The 15,562-nt window shown below is 74.5% G+C and carries 13 protein-coding genes and 4 tRNA genes; 6 read left to right on the top strand and 11 right to left on the bottom strand.

The annotated features are described in order from the left end of the window. Positions 1-166 precede the first annotated feature (166 nt). Complete coding sequence (lpdA, locus tag ABZ885_RS23550; protein WP_360191940.1) at positions 167-1,579, top strand: dihydrolipoyl dehydrogenase; 1,413 nt, start codon at positions 167-169, stop codon at positions 1,577-1,579. 180 nt (positions 1,580-1,759) lie between these two features. Further along, positions 1,760-2,284, top strand: a complete 525-nt coding sequence (locus ABZ885_RS23555) for a GNAT family N-acetyltransferase (RefSeq protein WP_360191943.1) — start codon at positions 1,760-1,762, stop codon at positions 2,282-2,284. A 39-nt stretch (positions 2,285-2,323) separates the two neighbouring features. On the opposite strand, the gene ABZ885_RS23560 is transcribed toward ABZ885_RS23555, so the two are convergent. Beyond that, positions 2,324-3,271 carry an FAD-dependent oxidoreductase gene (locus tag ABZ885_RS23560; protein WP_360191945.1) on the bottom strand — a complete coding sequence of 316 codons (948 nt, stop codon included), beginning with the start codon at positions 3,269-3,271 and terminating at the stop codon, positions 2,324-2,326. Between the two features lie 129 nt (positions 3,272-3,400). Here ABZ885_RS23560 and ABZ885_RS23565 point away from each other — a divergent pair, with 129 nt between their 5' ends. Then, positions 3,401-3,739: a hypothetical protein gene (locus ABZ885_RS23565; RefSeq protein WP_360191948.1), complete on the top strand. Its 339-nt coding sequence runs from the start codon at positions 3,401-3,403 to the stop codon at positions 3,737-3,739. Between the two features lie 22 nt (positions 3,740-3,761). Here the strand turns inward: ABZ885_RS23565 and ABZ885_RS23570 are convergent, their stop codons facing one another. From ABZ885_RS23570 to ABZ885_RS23585, 4 genes are all read right to left on the bottom strand, one after another. Continuing rightward, entirely contained in the window at positions 3,762-4,748 is a 987-nt protein-coding gene (locus tag ABZ885_RS23570; protein WP_360191951.1) for a nucleotidyl transferase AbiEii/AbiGii toxin family protein, read from the bottom strand. After that, positions 4,745-5,389 carry a hypothetical protein gene (locus ABZ885_RS23575; RefSeq protein WP_360191954.1) on the bottom strand — a complete coding sequence of 215 codons (645 nt, stop codon included), beginning with the start codon at positions 5,387-5,389 and terminating at the stop codon, positions 4,745-4,747. The genes ABZ885_RS23570 and ABZ885_RS23575 overlap by 4 nt, the downstream gene beginning before the upstream one ends. A 163-nt stretch (positions 5,390-5,552) precedes the next feature. Continuing rightward, positions 5,553-6,995 (bottom strand): hypothetical protein, encoded by a 1,443-nt coding sequence (locus ABZ885_RS23580; protein ID WP_360191957.1) that lies wholly within the window; start codon positions 6,993-6,995, stop codon positions 5,553-5,555. A 247-nt stretch (positions 6,996-7,242) separates the two neighbouring features. Continuing rightward, positions 7,243-8,061, bottom strand: coding sequence for a class I SAM-dependent methyltransferase (locus tag ABZ885_RS23585; RefSeq protein ID WP_360191960.1), 819 nt, complete (start codon positions 8,059-8,061; stop codon positions 7,243-7,245). 322 nt (positions 8,062-8,383) lie between these two features. Between ABZ885_RS23585 and ABZ885_RS23590 the strand changes: the two genes are divergently transcribed. Genes ABZ885_RS23590 through ABZ885_RS23600 form a run of 3 tightly spaced genes read left to right on the top strand, consistent with a single transcriptional unit; the run spans position 8,384 to position 12,605 of the window. Next, positions 8,384-9,370 (top strand): hypothetical protein, encoded by a 987-nt coding sequence (locus ABZ885_RS23590; protein WP_360191963.1) that lies wholly within the window; start codon positions 8,384-8,386, stop codon positions 9,368-9,370. Continuing rightward, positions 9,367-10,764: a hypothetical protein gene (locus ABZ885_RS23595; RefSeq protein WP_360191965.1), complete on the top strand. Its 1,398-nt coding sequence runs from the start codon at positions 9,367-9,369 to the stop codon at positions 10,762-10,764. The genes ABZ885_RS23590 and ABZ885_RS23595 overlap by 4 nt, the downstream gene beginning before the upstream one ends. Beyond that, positions 10,761-12,605 carry an AAA family ATPase gene (locus tag ABZ885_RS23600; protein WP_360191968.1) on the top strand — a complete coding sequence of 615 codons (1,845 nt, stop codon included), beginning with the start codon at positions 10,761-10,763 and terminating at the stop codon, positions 12,603-12,605. Before ABZ885_RS23595 ends, ABZ885_RS23600 begins: the two co-directional genes overlap by 4 nt. 109 nt (positions 12,606-12,714) lie before the next feature. Here ABZ885_RS23600 and ABZ885_RS23605 read toward each other — a convergent pair. The 6 genes from ABZ885_RS23605 to ABZ885_RS23630 all read right to left on the bottom strand — a co-directional run bounded on the left by ABZ885_RS23605 (position 12,715) and on the right by ABZ885_RS23630 (position 15,225). Beyond that, positions 12,715-12,790, bottom strand: a tRNA-Trp gene (locus ABZ885_RS23605). 23 nt (positions 12,791-12,813) lie between these two features. Continuing rightward, positions 12,814-14,184: an SDR family NAD(P)-dependent oxidoreductase gene (locus ABZ885_RS23610; RefSeq protein ID WP_360191973.1), complete on the bottom strand. Its 1,371-nt coding sequence runs from the start codon at positions 14,182-14,184 to the stop codon at positions 12,814-12,816. Positions 14,185-14,280: 96 nt separating this feature from the next. Further along, a tRNA-Val gene (locus ABZ885_RS23615) sits at positions 14,281-14,354 on the bottom strand. A gap of 8 nt (positions 14,355-14,362) precedes the next feature. Beyond that, positions 14,363-14,436: transfer RNA gene (locus ABZ885_RS23620), tRNA-Ala, on the bottom strand. A gap of 57 nt (positions 14,437-14,493) precedes the next feature. Then, positions 14,494-14,569, bottom strand: a tRNA-Gly gene (locus ABZ885_RS23625). Positions 14,570-14,646: 77 nt separating this feature from the next. After that, on the bottom strand, positions 14,647-15,225 hold the full coding sequence (locus ABZ885_RS23630; protein WP_360191970.1) for a DUF1062 domain-containing protein: 579 nt from the start codon (positions 15,223-15,225) through the stop codon (positions 14,647-14,649). Positions 15,226-15,562 lie beyond the last annotated feature (337 nt).

Consider the following 15,562-nt stretch of genomic DNA (forward strand, 5'->3'; position numbering starts at 1 on the left):
GTACCGCCGCGGCCTTCGGGGGGCAACGGGCCGGGCGGGCCCCGCGGGCCCGCCGGCAACCCGGTCGGAGGCGCCATCTCCGGGGTCCGGTGGGTGCACCGCCCGGGTGCCTGACACCATGGCACCGAGATCACGACACCGTGACACCCTCGGAGGAGTCAGCACCATGAGCAGCACGCACTACGACGTCGTCGTCCTCGGAGCCGGCCCCGGCGGCTACACCGCCGCCGTCCGCGCCGCCCAGCTGGGCCTGCGCGCCGCCGTCATCGAGGCCAAGTACTGGGGCGGCGTCTGCCTGAACGTCGGCTGCATCCCCTCCAAGGCGCTGCTGCGCAACGCCGAGCTGGCACACATCTTCACCAAGGAGGCCAAGACCTTCGGCATCAAGGTCGAGGGCCAGGTCAGCTTCGACTTCGGCGAGGCCTTCCGCCGCAGCCGCTCGGTCGCCGACGGCCGGGTCAAGGGCGTCCACTACCTGATGAAGAAGAACGGCATCACCGAGTACGACGGCCGTGGCACCTTCGTCGACGACCGCACCCTGCAGGTCGCGCTCACCGCCGGCGGCTTCGAGATGGTCACCTTCGACCACTGCATCATCGCCGCCGGCGCCACCACCCGCCTGCTGCCCGGCACCAGCCTCAGCGACCGCGTGGTCACCTACGAGGAGCAGATCCTCACCGAGGAGCTGCCCGCCAGCATCATCATCGCGGGCGCCGGCGCGATCGGCGTCGAGTTCGCCTACGTGCTGCACAACTACGGCGTCAAGGTCACCATCGTCGAGTTCCTGGACCGGATGGTCCCGCTGGAGGACGCCGACGTCTCCGCCGAACTGGCCAAGCAGTACCGCAAGCTCGGCATCGAGGTGCTCACCTCGACCCGCGTCGACTCGATCGACGACAAGGACCCGGCCGCCCCGGTCCGCGTCACCGTCACCACCAAGGACGGGCAGCAGAAGGTCCTGGAGGCCGACAAGGTCCTCCAGGCGATCGGCTTCGCGCCCCGCATCCACGGCTACGGCCTGGAGAACACCGGCGTGAAGCTCACCGAGCGCGGCGCCATCGCCGTCGACGGCCGCGGCCGCACCAACGTCGAGCACATCTTCGCCATCGGCGACGTCACCGCCAAGCTGATGCTCGCCCACGCGGCCGAGTCGATGGCCGTCATCGCCGCCGAGACCATCGGCGGGGCCGAGACCATGGAGCTCGACTTCGCGATGATCCCGCGCGCCACCTACTGCCAGCCGCAGATCGCCAGCTTCGGCTACACCGAGGCCCAGGCGCGCGAGCTCGGCTACGACGTCAAGGTCGCCAAGTTCCCCTTCACCGCCAACGGCAAGGCGCACGGCCTCGGCCACCCGATCGGCTTCGTCAAGGTCATCTGCGACGACAAGTACGGCGAGCTGCTCGGCGCCCACCTGATCGGCCCCGAGGTCACCGAGCTGCTCCCCGAGCTGACCCTCGCCCAGCAGTGGGACCTCACCGTCCACGAGGTCGCCCGCAACGTCCACGCCCACCCGACGCTGGGCGAGGCCGTCAAGGAGGCCATCCACGGCCTGGCCGGCCACATGATCAACATGTGACGACGGCCCGCTGCCGCATCCCGTCCGGCGAAGGCCCCGCGCCCTTGCCGGACGGGAGACCGGCCCGGGCGCCCGCCGTCGGGTCTCCGCGGCGGTCGGTCTCCGCCTGCGTGGGCCCGGGGGCCCGTGCCGGCGAAATCGCTTGCCGGTCCCGGAGCCGGGTGGCTAGCGTCGCTGATCATGACTCCGGTTCTGCGCACCGAGCGACTGCTCCTGGACCCCTACGTCCCCGAGGACGAAGCGGATTTCGTGGCCCTGTTCCAGGACCCGAGGGTGTCCCGGTGGATGGGGGACGGCCCCGTGTCCGAGGAGGACGACCGGGCCCTGTTCGGGCGGATCTTCACCAAGGTCTACGCCCAGGACCTGTTCGACGTCTGGGCCGTCCGCAGGGACGGCCGGCTGATCGGGCACGCCGAGATCAAGCCGAGCGATGCGGTCGGCGGCCACGAGATCGTCTACGGGCTGGCCCCGGCGGCGTGGGGGTCGGGCCTCGGGACCGAACTGGCGCAGGCCGTCGTGGCCCACGGCTTCGACACCCTCGGGCTGACCGAGGTGCACGCCACCGTGGCCGCGCCGAACACCGCGTCGCTGACCCTGCTGGACCGGATCGGCTTCGAACACGTCCGGGACATCGGCGAGGACGACGGCAGCACCACACGCGTGCTGACCCGGCGCCGGTCCACCGTCGCGGAGTCCCGCGGCTGACCGCGCCGGCGTCCTTCCGGCCGTGGGTGTGCGCCCTAGTCAGGCGCGTTCCGACACGAGCCGGACGACATCGTCGGCACAGCCGTACGACAGGGTCACACCGGCCCCGCCATGGCCGTAGCAGTGGACGACGAGGCCGCGGCCCGCGTGGTCCTCGGCCTCCAGCCGCACGGCGGGCCGGGCCGGGCGCAGCCCGACGCGGTGGCCGAGGATCCGGGCCCCGGCGACCTGGGGCACGAGTGCGGAACAGCGTTCCAGAATGGCCGACGCGGTTTCCGGCCGGACGGCACGGTCCTCGTCGCTCTCCTCGGCGGTGCCACCGAGGACGATCGTGCCGGCACGGGGAACGACGTAGGTCGGCCGGCGCGGGTCGCTCTGGTCGAGCGTCCACGCGTCGAGGCCGTTCTGTTCCACGATGACGACCTGGCCGCGGACCGGCGTCATGGTGAGGTCGTGGACGAGCTCCCGGGCACCCAGCCCGGTGCAGTTGACGACGGCGTCGACGCCGGCGAGCGCGTCCGTGAGATGCCGGACCCGCCCCCAGGTGACGCCGACGCCCAGCGAGCGGACGCGGTCGAGCAGCCAGGCGAGGTGCGTCCCCATGTCCACGACCGGCGCGGCGAACGTCAGGCCGTCCGCGTAGCCCGTCGGGAGCCCGGCCGGCGGGACCCGCTCCAGCGTCGGCACCGCGTCGGCCCACCACGGGTCCCCGGTGGGCCGGGGGAACAGCTCACGTCCGGTCCGCAGGCTCACCCCGGTGTCCGGCCGGTCCAGCATGCCCGCCAGCACCTCGTACGTGCGGGCGGCCCAGCGGGTGACGGCTTGCTCGGGTAACGCCCGGTAGGGGTACCACAGCGCCGCCGCCACGGACGACGTGGTGTTCTCGGGCCGGTCGGCGGCGACCAGTTCGACCTCGTGACCGGCCTCGCGCAGGCGCAGCGCACAGGCGAGCCCGACGATGCCCGCGCCGACGACCCTGACCTTCATGCGGCCATTGTCGGCCGCATCCGGGCCGGACGCCAGTAACGACCGCCGGTAAGCACTGTGGGCGCTCGCACGCTCCTCTGAGTACCGGTACTCAGGCGGGAAGGCCGTCCGAGCTGGTGGAATGGCGCGATGAGCACAGCCCACAACGCCCTGGACACCCGCGACCCGAAGTGGTGGCGCTACCCGGCGGCCGCAACCCTCGTGATACCGCTCTGCTGGATGGCCCTGCTGGTCCTCACGGTCAGCGACTCCCTCTTCAGCTACTGCGCCCTGAACGCGGGATGCGACGACGGAAGCCGGGACGCCCACCACCGCATCGCCGTCGGACTCGGCTACGCCCAACTGGCCCTGGCCCTGGCCTCGTGGCCGATGCCCCTGAGCCGCCGCTGGTCGATCGTCCGGTTCGTCCTCGCCGCGTTCTCCGCCATGTGCGGCCTCGGTGCCCTGGTGGCGGTTCTCATCCCGTGAGCTCCTGCCCCTGCCCCGCCGCCTACCGCCCCAACACCGGTGCCAGCGCCAGGCCCAGGCGCTCCAGCCACTCCTCGGCCGTGCCCCGTACCTGCGGGTGGCCGGCGCGGAACTCCTCCCAGTCCACGGACCACAGCGCCACCGCGTCCAGGCGCAGGGCCTCTGCGACCGTCGTGTTGCCCGGCTCGCGGCGGAACACCCTGCGCAGCAGCCGCGGGGACAGCCTCGTGGCTCCGGCCTCGGCGAGGAGTACGGCGTCGTAGAGGTCCTTGGCCTGTGCCCGGCCCTCCGCGGCGCAGTCGGCGTGCAGCCACAGCAGCTTCCAGGCGAGCGACAGTTCACGGCCCGCCGTCCGCACGACGGCCGGCCCGCCGCCGTCACCGCGGGGTACCGCCGTCCACACGGGGGCCTCGGGGAGCCACTCGTCGAGGGCGAAGTCCAGCCGCACCTCGCCGGGCGGGAGGCCCTCCGCCTCCCAGGGGATGACCAGGCGTACGCCCGGGGTGTCGTACGGCGCGTAGGTCCAGGTGCCGCCGTTCCGGGCGGCGTCCGCGTCGAGTACCAGCCCCGGCGCGGCCGTCGGTTGGTCACGCACCAGGTCGAGCAGGGTCTCGTGGGGCAGGCAGGGCTCCGGATCCGGGTCGAGGATCCACTGCAGCCCCTCGGGCGGGACCACGGGCCGGAGGCCCCGGGTGTCGAACTCCTCGAACGTCCAGATCTCGTACCGGGCGGCGCCGTCGGCCGCCTCCGGCCACTGCTGCACGGTCGCCACCTCCTCGACGTGCGGATACGGGTGCTCGGGATCGACCGGGAGGAGGAGGTCCGGGGAAACGATCCAGTCGAGGTCCGCCGGCTCCCGCGCCTCGGCCCCCACCCACGCCTGCATCACCATGCTCCCCCGCAGCACCAGGGCGTCACCCAGCGGGGATCCGGCGACGAGACCGAGGAGGTGGTCGAGCACGGCCCGGTGCGCGGTGCGCCGGCGTTCGTCCTCCGCGGAGCCGGTCACCGGGCGTCCGTCCGCTCGTCGATCCAGCCGCTGTCCAGGGCCGGGCGGTCGTCGTGCACGACGAACTCCTCCTCGACCTCGACGGCCTGGAACCCCGCTGCCGCGAGGGCGTGGAGAAGGGCGTCGAGACGGCGTCGGGCCTCGGGGCGGCCGACGCCACGGCAGCGTTGGGTGACGAAGCGTTCGTGGCCCCGGTCCAGGTCGCGGCGGGCGTTGCGCGACACATGGGCGGCGTGCCGCTCGGCGAGGACGCGCACCGCCGCCACCTCGGTCCCGTCGAGGAGGGCGAGCTTGACGTGGTGCTCGAAGTAGCAGCCGGGAGGGAGCCCCGCGGCCTCGGCGGCCGTTCGCGGCACGTCCTCGTTCCACGGGGCCGCCTCGATCTTCACCCGGGCGACGCCGAACCCTTCGCCACGCAGCCGCTCGACCCACGTCAGCGCGGCGCTCCGCTGTGCCTGCAGCGCACCGCGGCCGCGCACCGTCACCATCGGCTGGTCGGTCGTCGCACCCCGGTCGAGCACGATCCGGGTGTACTTCACCCGGTGGCGCTCCGCCCAGCTGCGGATGCGGCCCTCGTCACCGGCCGCGGAGGTGCACACCACCGTGAGATGGGTCTCGAACTCACCCGCGAAATCCTTCACTACCGCCCCGCACTCGCCCGTCTCCTGCCAGGACCGCACTGTACTGACCGCCACTGACACGGAACCGCCGGATCCGGACCGTCGGCGGGCGCCCGGCGGGTACGGTCGGACAGGCCTCAGCGCCGGCGCTCGATCACGGCCGTGATCGCGAGGAACAGCAGCATCACCGCGACGAACGCCAGGAGCCCCAGGACGAGGGGGATGACGACCAGCTGGACGAGGATGTCCCCGGCGGGGACGATCTGCCCGGGGCGGCGAGCAGGTGGTGGAGCAGCCAGCCAGCGGGCCAGCCGGCGGCGGCGAGCAGGATCAGGGCGCCCCATGGTTGCCGGGTGGCGGGCGGCGGCGTGAGGACGCGCGGGGCGGGGGCCGGGTCGCCGCCGTGGTGCCCGCCGTTGTCCGGACTGCCGTCCACGCTGACGGCATCGACGGGAACGGCACCGGCCGGCGGGGTGGCCGGGGCGGGGACGGAGGCCCAGACGGTGGTGCCGTGGTCGAGGGCGAGCAGGGCCCGGGTGCCGGCAGGGTCCCGGACGAGCCAGCCGGTGGCGGGGGTGAGGTGGCGGCGGTCGGCCTGCAGGGCGGGGCAGCGCAGCATGTCGGGGGCCGGGGCGGTGCCGGCCCGCCGATCGGCGTCGGGGGGCTGTTCCAGGACCATCCGGTGCTCGGTCTCCGGCGTTGGGTCGTCGTCTTCGGCGCCGGGTTCGGGCTCGGGGGTGGGGAGGGTGACCTCGATCGTCGTGCCGGGGACGGCCACGCGCGCCCAGTGCAGCGGTCCGGTCAGGAACGCCTCGCTCCGTGCGCGCGTGGGGGCGGCGCTCGATCCACGCTCGGCGGCCAGCGCGACCAGGGCGGCGGCGAGGGCGACGGAGGCCCAGATCAGGCCGGCGGTGCGGTGCAGCGGGGCGGGCTCCAGGAAGGGTTCGATCTCCCGGTCGGCGAGGGGAGCGGGCGCGCCCGTTCCCGGGACGTGCAGGACCCGGAGCCGGGTGCCGGCCGGGAGGTCCTCCAACGCGCCCGCGTTGGAGAGGTCGATCCGTTCGCCGAGGGTGCCGTCGACCCGGCGCAGGCGGTACAGGGCGTAGCGCGGGTAGGCGGGCAGCGAGTCTCCGTTGACGATCGGGGGCAGGACCTCGAACTCGTCCCAGCGGGCGCCGGCCTCGTCGAGTGCGATCCTGCGCTCGGCCGCCTCGGGGGGAGCGCCGGTGAACGGTGCGTCCAGGGCGGGGACGGCGGCCACCGCGAGCAGGGTGAACGCGCCCGTGCCGAGGGCCCGCCGCCAGGCCCTGCGGCGGATCCGGGTGGTGGCGGCGCGGAGTTCGCCGAGGGCGGGGCGGGGCGTGCCGGGGTCGGTGGGGGTGGCGGGTGCCGCCCTGGGGGCGAGGAAGCCGGCGACCACCCGGAGCGCGGCGAGCGCGAGGGCGGCCGCCGCCGCCCGGGTGAGGAGCGGATCGCCGGAGGGGCTCCACGGGCGTCGAACGGCCAGCGCCACGCAGACCGCCACCGCCGATGCGGTCAGCGCACCGAGCGTCCTGGTGGCGGTGGTGGCGAGGCGCTTCGGGGCGTCCTCGGCACCCGTCGCCGGCGTGTCGGGTTTCTCGGTCACCAGTCCCCCCGGGCCGGTCGTCACCGTGACAGCACCTGCGGTGCGGCAGAGCGAGGCTACCGTGCGAACCCCGGCGGTGTACGGCGTGCGCCGAGATCGGCCGGGTGGCGGGTACCGGTGCGGCAGGTCATGGAGCGCAGCACTCCTGACGCTCCGTCATAACTCATGTCCGGGCACCGTCGACGCCCTCGAAGCCGTCGCACCCGAATCCTGACCCGCGGGCCTCGACCCGCCGCTGCAGGGGTGTTCAGGGCAGCCGGCCCCATGCGGTGATCAGACCGGGGGAGAGGTCGGCGACGGCTCCGGTCGCCAGCGACTCACGGGCCTGGTCGAGGCGTCGGGCGTCGATGATCCCGGTGGCGAGCATCTCCTCGCGGGTGCGGTCCCAGGTGTCCAGCCAGAAGGCGGTGATCGGGGCACCGGCGACCAGGGGCGGGACGGACACCTCGGCGCCGACCTCGGTGAGCCCGAGCCCGTGCAGCAGCCGCGGATAGTCGGGTGTCCAGGTGACATCGGTGCCGATGGACGTCCTCAGCGCCTGCCACATCGCGCGCATCGCCAGCCGGTACGGGGTGTCGGGCGGGCCGGCCGTGGTGAGGTCGACGGCGTCCCCGAGGACCAGGTGCCCGCCCGGGGCGAGGAGGTCCCGCAGGCGGGCCATCACCCGGTACCGCTCCGGCAGGTGCATCAGCACGAAACGTGCGTGGACCAGGTCGAACCGGCCGGGGTCGAAGTCCGGCGCGGTGATGTCGGCGGCGTGCGTCCGCAGGACCCCGCCCGCGTGCGGCTCGACGAAGCGCACGTCCCGGTCGACGGCGAGGACCTCGTCGGCGCCGGCGGCCGTCGCCAGCCAGCGTGCGATGGTGCCGGTGCCGGCACCCACCTCGCAGCAGCGGACCCCGGGGCCCACCCCGAGGGCGAGGAGGCGCGCCCGGGTGACGTGGTCGTACGCGAGGGAGCCGAGGTCGATGCGCTCGCCCTCACCGGGCCGCCACGGCTCGAAGACGGACTCGCCGTACCCGCCGGCGCCCGTGGCCGGGCCCGGCGCAGCCGGGTCAGTGGACATCGCGCGGTCCTCCGTCCTGCCGTTCGCGGGCGGTGGCAGCCCTTCCGCCGCCGCCCCCGATCCGCGCTGTGGACGCTGACGAGCGTATCGGAGGCCGGCCGTCGCCGCCGGTCGGAGCCGGGCCGTGCGCGGGCGGATCACGCGGCGAGGACGAGGTACGGGGGCGGGTCCTGTACGAGCGGGCCCGGACGTGGGTGACCACGGGCCGCGGAAAGCAGAGGATCAGGCCGACCGCGGGTGGTGCCGCGGGAGCGCGAATATCGGTGGCCCCGGTGTCCGTGTGACCTGGCATCATGTGCGGCGGATGTGAGGGGAGGCACCCATGGCACTGGACGAGCGCACCGCGGACGCGGTCGGGTACCTGTTGCGGCTGGTGGACGAGGCGACGGCCGGGCGGGTCCGGGCCCGGCTCGCGCTCGGCGCCGAGGGCGCGGGTGCCCGCCGGGCCGGGGACGACTGGGACCCGCAGGTCCGTCGGCAGCTGCGCGCCGCCCCGGCGTCGGTGCGGTTCTGGCTGCTGCAGGCGGACGACCCGGCCGTCAACCGGCTGCTGTTCGACCTGGAGCTGCTGCCCCCCGGCCTCAACCACGACGTGGTCGACGGGGTCGCCTTCGCCCCCGGCTCCCCGGACCGCGGCCGGTCCGGCGTGCTCCGGCACGACCTGCCGGCGTTCGGTCCGGACGACCCCCGGCGCGGCCGGGAGACGGACCTGCCCGGGATCCTGGCGGCCCTGTACGCGGCCGAGGCCGCCGGCAAGCCGCTGCGCCCGTCGCGCCGCGCCGCCGCCGAGGTCCGCAGTGCGTACTGGCCGGAGGTCCTCGCCGCCCACCGGGCCGAGCCGCTGCCCGGGTACGCGCGCTGGGCGCTCGCCGAGCGGATCGACTGCCCGGCGGAGCTGCGGGCGAGCTTCGGCACGCATCCGAAGTTCGCCAACCGGCTGAGGGCCGCGGGGATCATCGAGGAGCTGGGTGACCTGGTCACCGCCGTCGAGCCGGCCCGCGCGGCGATGCCGCTGCTGAGCCTGGTGTCCCGGATCAAGCCGGGGGCGGTGGCGGCCGGCGTGGAGGTGCTGCGGCCGCTGGTCGACGCCGAACTCGGCCGCAACGTCGAGGCGTGGGCCGTGCTCGCCCAGCTGCTGCCGGAGTTCGTCGGCAGCGTCGCCGAACTGCTCCCCCTGGCGGGTGCCGTCGCCGGTCCGATGCGGGAGGAGCCGCCGACGTCCGGCCTCGGACACCCCGGCCCCGCACACCCCGTCCCCGCAGAGGCCGTCCCCGCCCACGCCGCTGCCGGATCCGCGGGCCGGCCATGACGTTCGGCCTCACCCGCCCGCCGGTGGTGTCGCTCACCGACCGCAGGGCACTGGAGGGTTGGCGGCCGGCCGCGTCCGCGACGCTGGCCGAGGCGCACCGGCTCAAGGAGGCGGCGCTGCTGGACTTCGGCCTGACCGAGTCCGCGGTGGCGTCCTGGCTGTACGCCAAGTGCCACCACCAGGTGGCCACCACCGCCGTCGACACCGCCGCGGTGGTCGCCTCCGGCGACGGCAGCTGCCTGCTGCTGTACAACCCGGACTTCTTCGTCGCCCTCGGCATCGAGGGCGTCAAGTTCGTGCTGTTCCACGAGGCGCGGCACCTGGTGCAGCGGCACCTGTACGCCGACCCCGAACTGCGCGCCGACCCGGTGTACCGGCTGGCGACCGAGGTCACCATCAACCACGTCGCACTGCTCCGGCTCGGCCGGGACCGGCTCCCGCCGCTGGCCGGCAGCCCGGTCGGCATCGACCCGCGCGAGATCCACCGCGGGTACGTCGCCGACCTGGCCGAGCAGGGCCTGACCGCGCTCCCGTACGAGGCCTTCGTGGAGACCGACCAGACCGTTCACGCCGAGCTCGGCCGGATGCGCCGGCCGCCGGTGCCGCGCTGTCTGTGCATCCACGAGAGCGGCCTCGACGTGCCCGCCGACCAGGAGACCGTGGACGCGATCGGCTCCTCGGTGCTGCTCAACACACTGCTGGCGGCCCGGCGCGGCCACACCGTCGCCGAGCGCGAACTGCGGGACCTGATGGACCGCTCCGAGGGCGGCTCCGAGCGGGCGTCCCGGCTGTGGGGCACCCTCGGCGCGGGCGCGCTGCGCGGCCGGACCAGCCCGACCCGCCGGGTCGACTGGTGGCAGCGCTGGCTGGTGGACGTGCTCGGCAGCCGGCTCGCCGAGGGCGAGCGACTGGTCTACCCGAAGAAGCGCGGCGCGCTGCTGGCCGCCCTCGGGCAGCCGCCGATGCTGTCCCGGCGCGGCCCGGTCCGCCGCAAGGTGCTGGTCATCGCGTACGACACCTCCGGCTCGATGCCGCAGCACGTCGTCGACTGGCTGACCCACCTGGTCGGCCGGATCGACGACGTGGAGGCGCACTGGCTGTCCTTCGACGGCGTGGTGATGCCGTTCCGGGCGGGCGAGAGGGTGTACGGAGGGGGCGGCACCAGCTTCCAGGCCGTCGCCGACTGGGTCGAGGGCCGCAGCGCCACCCCGGACGGCACCCGGTTCGAGGAGCGGCCGGACGCCGTGGTGGTGCTCACCGACGGCTACGCCCCGCACATCACCCCCGCCGAGCCCGACAAGTGGATCTGGCTGATCACCGAGGGCGGCGACGACTGGCCCGACCACCACGACCCGCAGATGGCCTGCCACCGCGTCACCACAGGAGCGTCATGAGCACCACCGCAGCGCCGGCCCGGCCCTGGCGGGCCAACGCCACCTACCCGGCCCCGCCCGAGGGCGGCGCCGGACCCTCCCGCCTGGAGTCCTTCATCGACGCGATGATCGACCTCGGGCAGACCGGGCAGGTCTTCGGCGAGCACGGCATCGGCAAGACCTCCACCTTCCACACCCGGATCGCCGAGGCCCACCCCGACGCCGAGCTGGTCGTGGTGCCCGCGGCCAACCTGACCCCCGACGACCTGCTCGCCAACGCGCCGGTGCGCGACGCGGCCACCGGCGAACTGGTCCTCCGCCAGCTGGTGATGAGCCAGCTCAGGCCCGGCCGGCCGTTCGTGCTGCTGATCGACGACTCGCTGCAGGCCGGCGACACCATCCAGTCGCAGCTGATGCAGATCGCCTGCAACTGGACCCTCGGCGAGCACGACCTGCGGGCGCTCGGCTGCATCGGCGTCTTCCTCACCGACAACGAGTCGCTGGCCGAGACCAGCGCCCGGCGCAGCGACCTGGCGATCCTGGACCGGATGGTCACCATCAGGATCACCGCCAACGACACCGCCTGGCGGCACAGCCTGGCCACCCGTTTCCCGGACTGGGACCTCAAGCCGGTCTTCCGGCTGTGGGCCTCGCTCACCCCCGGCACCCGCGAGCTGCTGTCGCCGCGCACCCTGGAGCACGTCCTCGCCAACGCCCGCGAGGGCTTCCCGCTGGTCTGGGGCCTGCCGCTGGTCAACGGCGAGCGGCTGCGGCTGGCCGAGCCCCGCCCGGACGGCGCGCCCGGCCCCGACCGGACCGAGGAGATCCTCGACCGGATCGCCCGCGCCCTCGGCGTGCCCAACCCCGGCTCGATAGCCGACCCGGTCCGGCGGCTGGTCCGGGCCGCCCTCGCCAACCGCTGGGCGATCCTGCTGCAGGGGCCGCCCGGCTGCGGGAAGACCGAGCTGGTCCGTCAGCTGACCCGCGAGCACCTCGGCCGGGACGCCCTCTACTTCTCCCTGCCGGTCACCAACGTCGAGGACCTCTGCGCGCCCGTGCCCACCGCCGACGGCGCACTGGAGAACCTGCTCGCCGCCGGCTTCCTCGGCCCCCAGCCCAAGGCGGTGATCTGGGACGAGTACAACCGGCCCAAGGACAAGGCCGCCTTCGCCAAACTGATGGAGATCACCCAGGAGTGGTCCGTCGCCGGCCGGCCGATCGAGGGCCTGCGGGCCCAGATCGCCCTGCAGAACCCGCCGTACCACCTCGGCCGCAAGCTGATGGTGGCGCGCAACAACATCGCCCAGGCCACCCGCTTCACCGCCTCGGTGTCCGTCGACCCGGCCGACATCCCCGCCAACGAGTGGCTGATCGCCCGCTACGGCCCGGTCGCCGAGACCGTCCTCGAATGGTGGAAGAACGACCTGGACGAGGACGGCCGCGGCTGGATCACCAAGCGCACCATGGAACGGCTGATCAAGCTCCACCAGCGCGGCCTGCCGCTGGAGATGGGCACCGTCTACCTCGGCGACGGCGAGTACGCGCCGGTCCCGCTCACCTCCCTGCTGCTCCGGCTGGAGGGCCGGCGGGTCACCGGCCTGCAGGAGATCGCCCGGGAGGCCGACGAGTGGGTGGCCCGGCTGCGGCGCGCCGCCGAAGGGTCCGGTGAGGGCGACAACGACACCGACCTGGTCCACCAGGCCATCGCCAACGCCGAGCTGTCCCAGCTGGAGAAGCACCGCAAGGCCGTGGTCCGGCTGGTGGCGCTGCTGCCGCCGAAGCTGCGCTCGACCTACCTGGTCGGCGCCTCGGCGGAGCATCAGCGGTACTGGATGGGGGTGTTCGCGGCGATGCGGCGCTGAGCCGGCCCGGTGCCCGGGCGCTCACCGGCCGGGCCGGTGGCGGGTGCCGGGCAGGTGGCGGGGCCGGGATCGGTGGCCGGGCCCGGACAGGTGGCGGGGCTCGGGCGGGTGGCGGGGCCGGTCGGATTCGAACCGACGTGTCCCGGTTCTGGAGACCGGTGCGCCTGCCTCTGCGCTACGGCCCCGCCGGGGACCAGCGTACCGGTCGTCACCACGCCGCCTCCTGGTAGTCCTTCAGGAAGACGCCCGAGAGCGGGTCGCCCGCCTCGCCGCGCACGATCGGGTCGTAGACCCGGGCCGCGCCGTCGACGATGTCCAGCGGGGTGCGGAAGCCGTGCGCCGCCATCCGGGCCTTCTTCGGCGCCGGGTTCTCGTCGGTGATCCAGCCGGTGTCGACCGCGCACATGTGCACGCCCTGCCCGGCGAGTTCGGCGGCGCTGGTGCGGGTCAGCATGTTGAGCGCGGCCTTGGCCATGTTGGTGTGCGGGTGACCCGCCGTCTTGTTGCGGACGGTGAAGCGGCCCTCCACCGCGGTGACGTTGACGATGTAGCGGTTCGGCCGGGGCGAGGCCAGCAGCAGCGGCAGCAGCCGGTCGCAGAGGAGCGCCGGCGCCAGCGCGTTGACCAGCTGCGTCTCCAGCACCTCCGCCGGGTCGAGCCCGCCGAGCGTGGCCGACCACGAGTTCTGCGGTGCGGTGTCCGGCAGCAGCCCGGCCTCGTCGGCGAGCGGCAGGACCTCGGCCGTGCCCGCCGCCGACTCCAGCTCGGCGGCCGGCCAGGCAGCGGTCAGCGCCGGCATCGGACGGAACCCGGGCGCGTGCGAGACCGCTGCGCCCGGCGGGAGTTCGCCGTGCTCGCCGGCGGTCAGCAGGGCGTACGCCTCGGGCGGGCGGCGCAGCGTCTGGGCGGCGTTGTTGACCAGGATGTCCAGCGGCCGGCCCTCCGCGCGCAGCCGTTCGCACAGGGCGAGCACCTGCCGCGGGTCGCGCAGGTCGATGCCCACCACGCTCAGCCGGTCGAACCAGCCCTCGCTGCCCGGCGCCGCCCGGAACCGCCGGACCGTGTCGTGCGGGAAGCGGCTGGTCACGATCAGCTCCGCGCCGTCCCGCAGCATCATCAGCGCCAGCTGGAAGCCGATCTTCACCCGGCCGCCGGTCAGCAGCACCCGCCGCCCGCGCAGATCGGTGGCCAGCTCCCGCCGGGAGGTGTTGTCGGCCGCGCACTGCGGGCAGAGCCGGTGGTAGAAGGCGTCGACCTGGCGGTACGGGGACTTGCAGACGTAGCAGCGCTGCGAACGCCGCAGCTCGCCGACGGGCGCGCCCTGCGCCGGGACGGCGAGCGGGGCGTCCTCGCGGCGGTCCGCGTCACCGGTGGCGGTGGCGGCGATCAGCTCGGCGTCCGCGCGGCCGGCCGCATCGCGGCGGACCTGGCGCCGCCGGCGCCGCCCCTCCCGGACGAAGGACTCGGCGATCCGCTCGGCCCGCAGCCGCACCGGGTGGTCCTCCGGCAGCCCGCGCAGCCGTCCCACCGTCTCGGCGTAGGCGGCCAGTTCGGCCTCGTCCACCCCGGCGTCGCCCACCCCGATGTCGCCCGCCTCGGCCCCGGCCGCCTCCGTCCCGTCCACCGCGGTCTGTTCCATCGCCCCTCCGTACGCCGTGCACGCCGTGCCGATCGGCGCCCCCGGCCGGATTCGAACCGGCGTCCTCCACCTTGTGGGGGTGGCTGCGCCTGCCTCTGCGCTACGGGAGCCCGCTGTGTGCCGGGGGCCGGATTCGAACCGGCGTGATCCTCGATGCAGTCGAGGCGCGTCTGCCCCTGCGCTACGCCCGGCAACGGATACGGATGCTAGCGGCCGCGCCGCACGTCGCGGCGGGCGGGTGGGGGATGCCGCCCGGGGGCGGGATTCGAACCCGCGTGGTCTGCCTTGGCAAGGCAGTGCGACTGCCCCTGCGCTACGCCCGGGCGGCGGTACGGATGATATCCCCGGGCCGGAGCGGCGGACGGCGGACGGCCGCCGGGCCCGGCCCGGGGAGACGGCGGCCTACATGGGCGCCGGCGGGAACGCGGTGAGCTCGAACTCCCGGTGCGCCTTGGCGTCCAGGGCCAGCGGCAGCCGGATGCGCCCGGCCGCCACCATGCGCCGGACCGCGGTGCGGCTGAGTCCGAGCCCGAGCATGAGCAGCCGTTCCACGCGGACCGGCGCGGGCAGCTCGAAGCCGACCAGGACCTTGAGCGGTGCCGGGTCGTCAGGGGCGAAGCGGGGCGCAGGGGCCTCCAGCGCCCAGGTGCCGGTCCAGTCGAGGCGGTATCCGTTCTTCGCGGCGAACGACGTGCTCATCGCCAGCTCCCGCACCACGGCCGGGTCGTTGTTCTCGTACGCCACCAGACGGGCGGGCTCCAGCGACGAGACGTGGGCGCGTTCGTGGACGGGCACCTTCGAGGTCCGGTCACACACTGCACAGCTCAGCAGCAGCCAGACGTCGAGGAGCTTGCCGCTCGCGTTGACGCGGATCTTCCCCGAGGGGCGGTGCCGCGTGCCGGGGCAGTCCGGGCAGGGCCGGACGACGGCGGGCAGGCCGGACTGACGCACGGCCCACAGGGCCTTGCGGTCGGTATTCATATGGGTGGTTGCTTTCAGGACTCAGCAGGAGCTCTCGCAGGCCGGGCCGCGGCTCCTGGACATGACGGATGCACACGAGGGCGCGAGTCATCGCCCCGGGGCCGAGTGGTCAGGCCCGGGGTCGACCGCGCGACAGGTCGGTCGTTGCTACGTGGCAGCCGTCAGAAGTCCATGCGGGTGATGGTGGTGGAGGGCACGGCCCGCGGGCAACTGGTTTTTCCGCCCCCCGGCGGAGATCCCCGCGGAGAGCCGCGAGCGGCGGGGGGGGGGGGGCCGCCGCGGGGGGCCCCCGCCGCCCCGGGGCGCCCTCGCCCGCTCGCCCGGCGCCCGGTTCGAG

It is taken from the genome of Kitasatospora sp. NPDC047058, assembly GCF_040643935.1.
Classification (GTDB): Bacteria; Actinomycetota; Actinomycetes; order Streptomycetales; family Streptomycetaceae; genus Kitasatospora.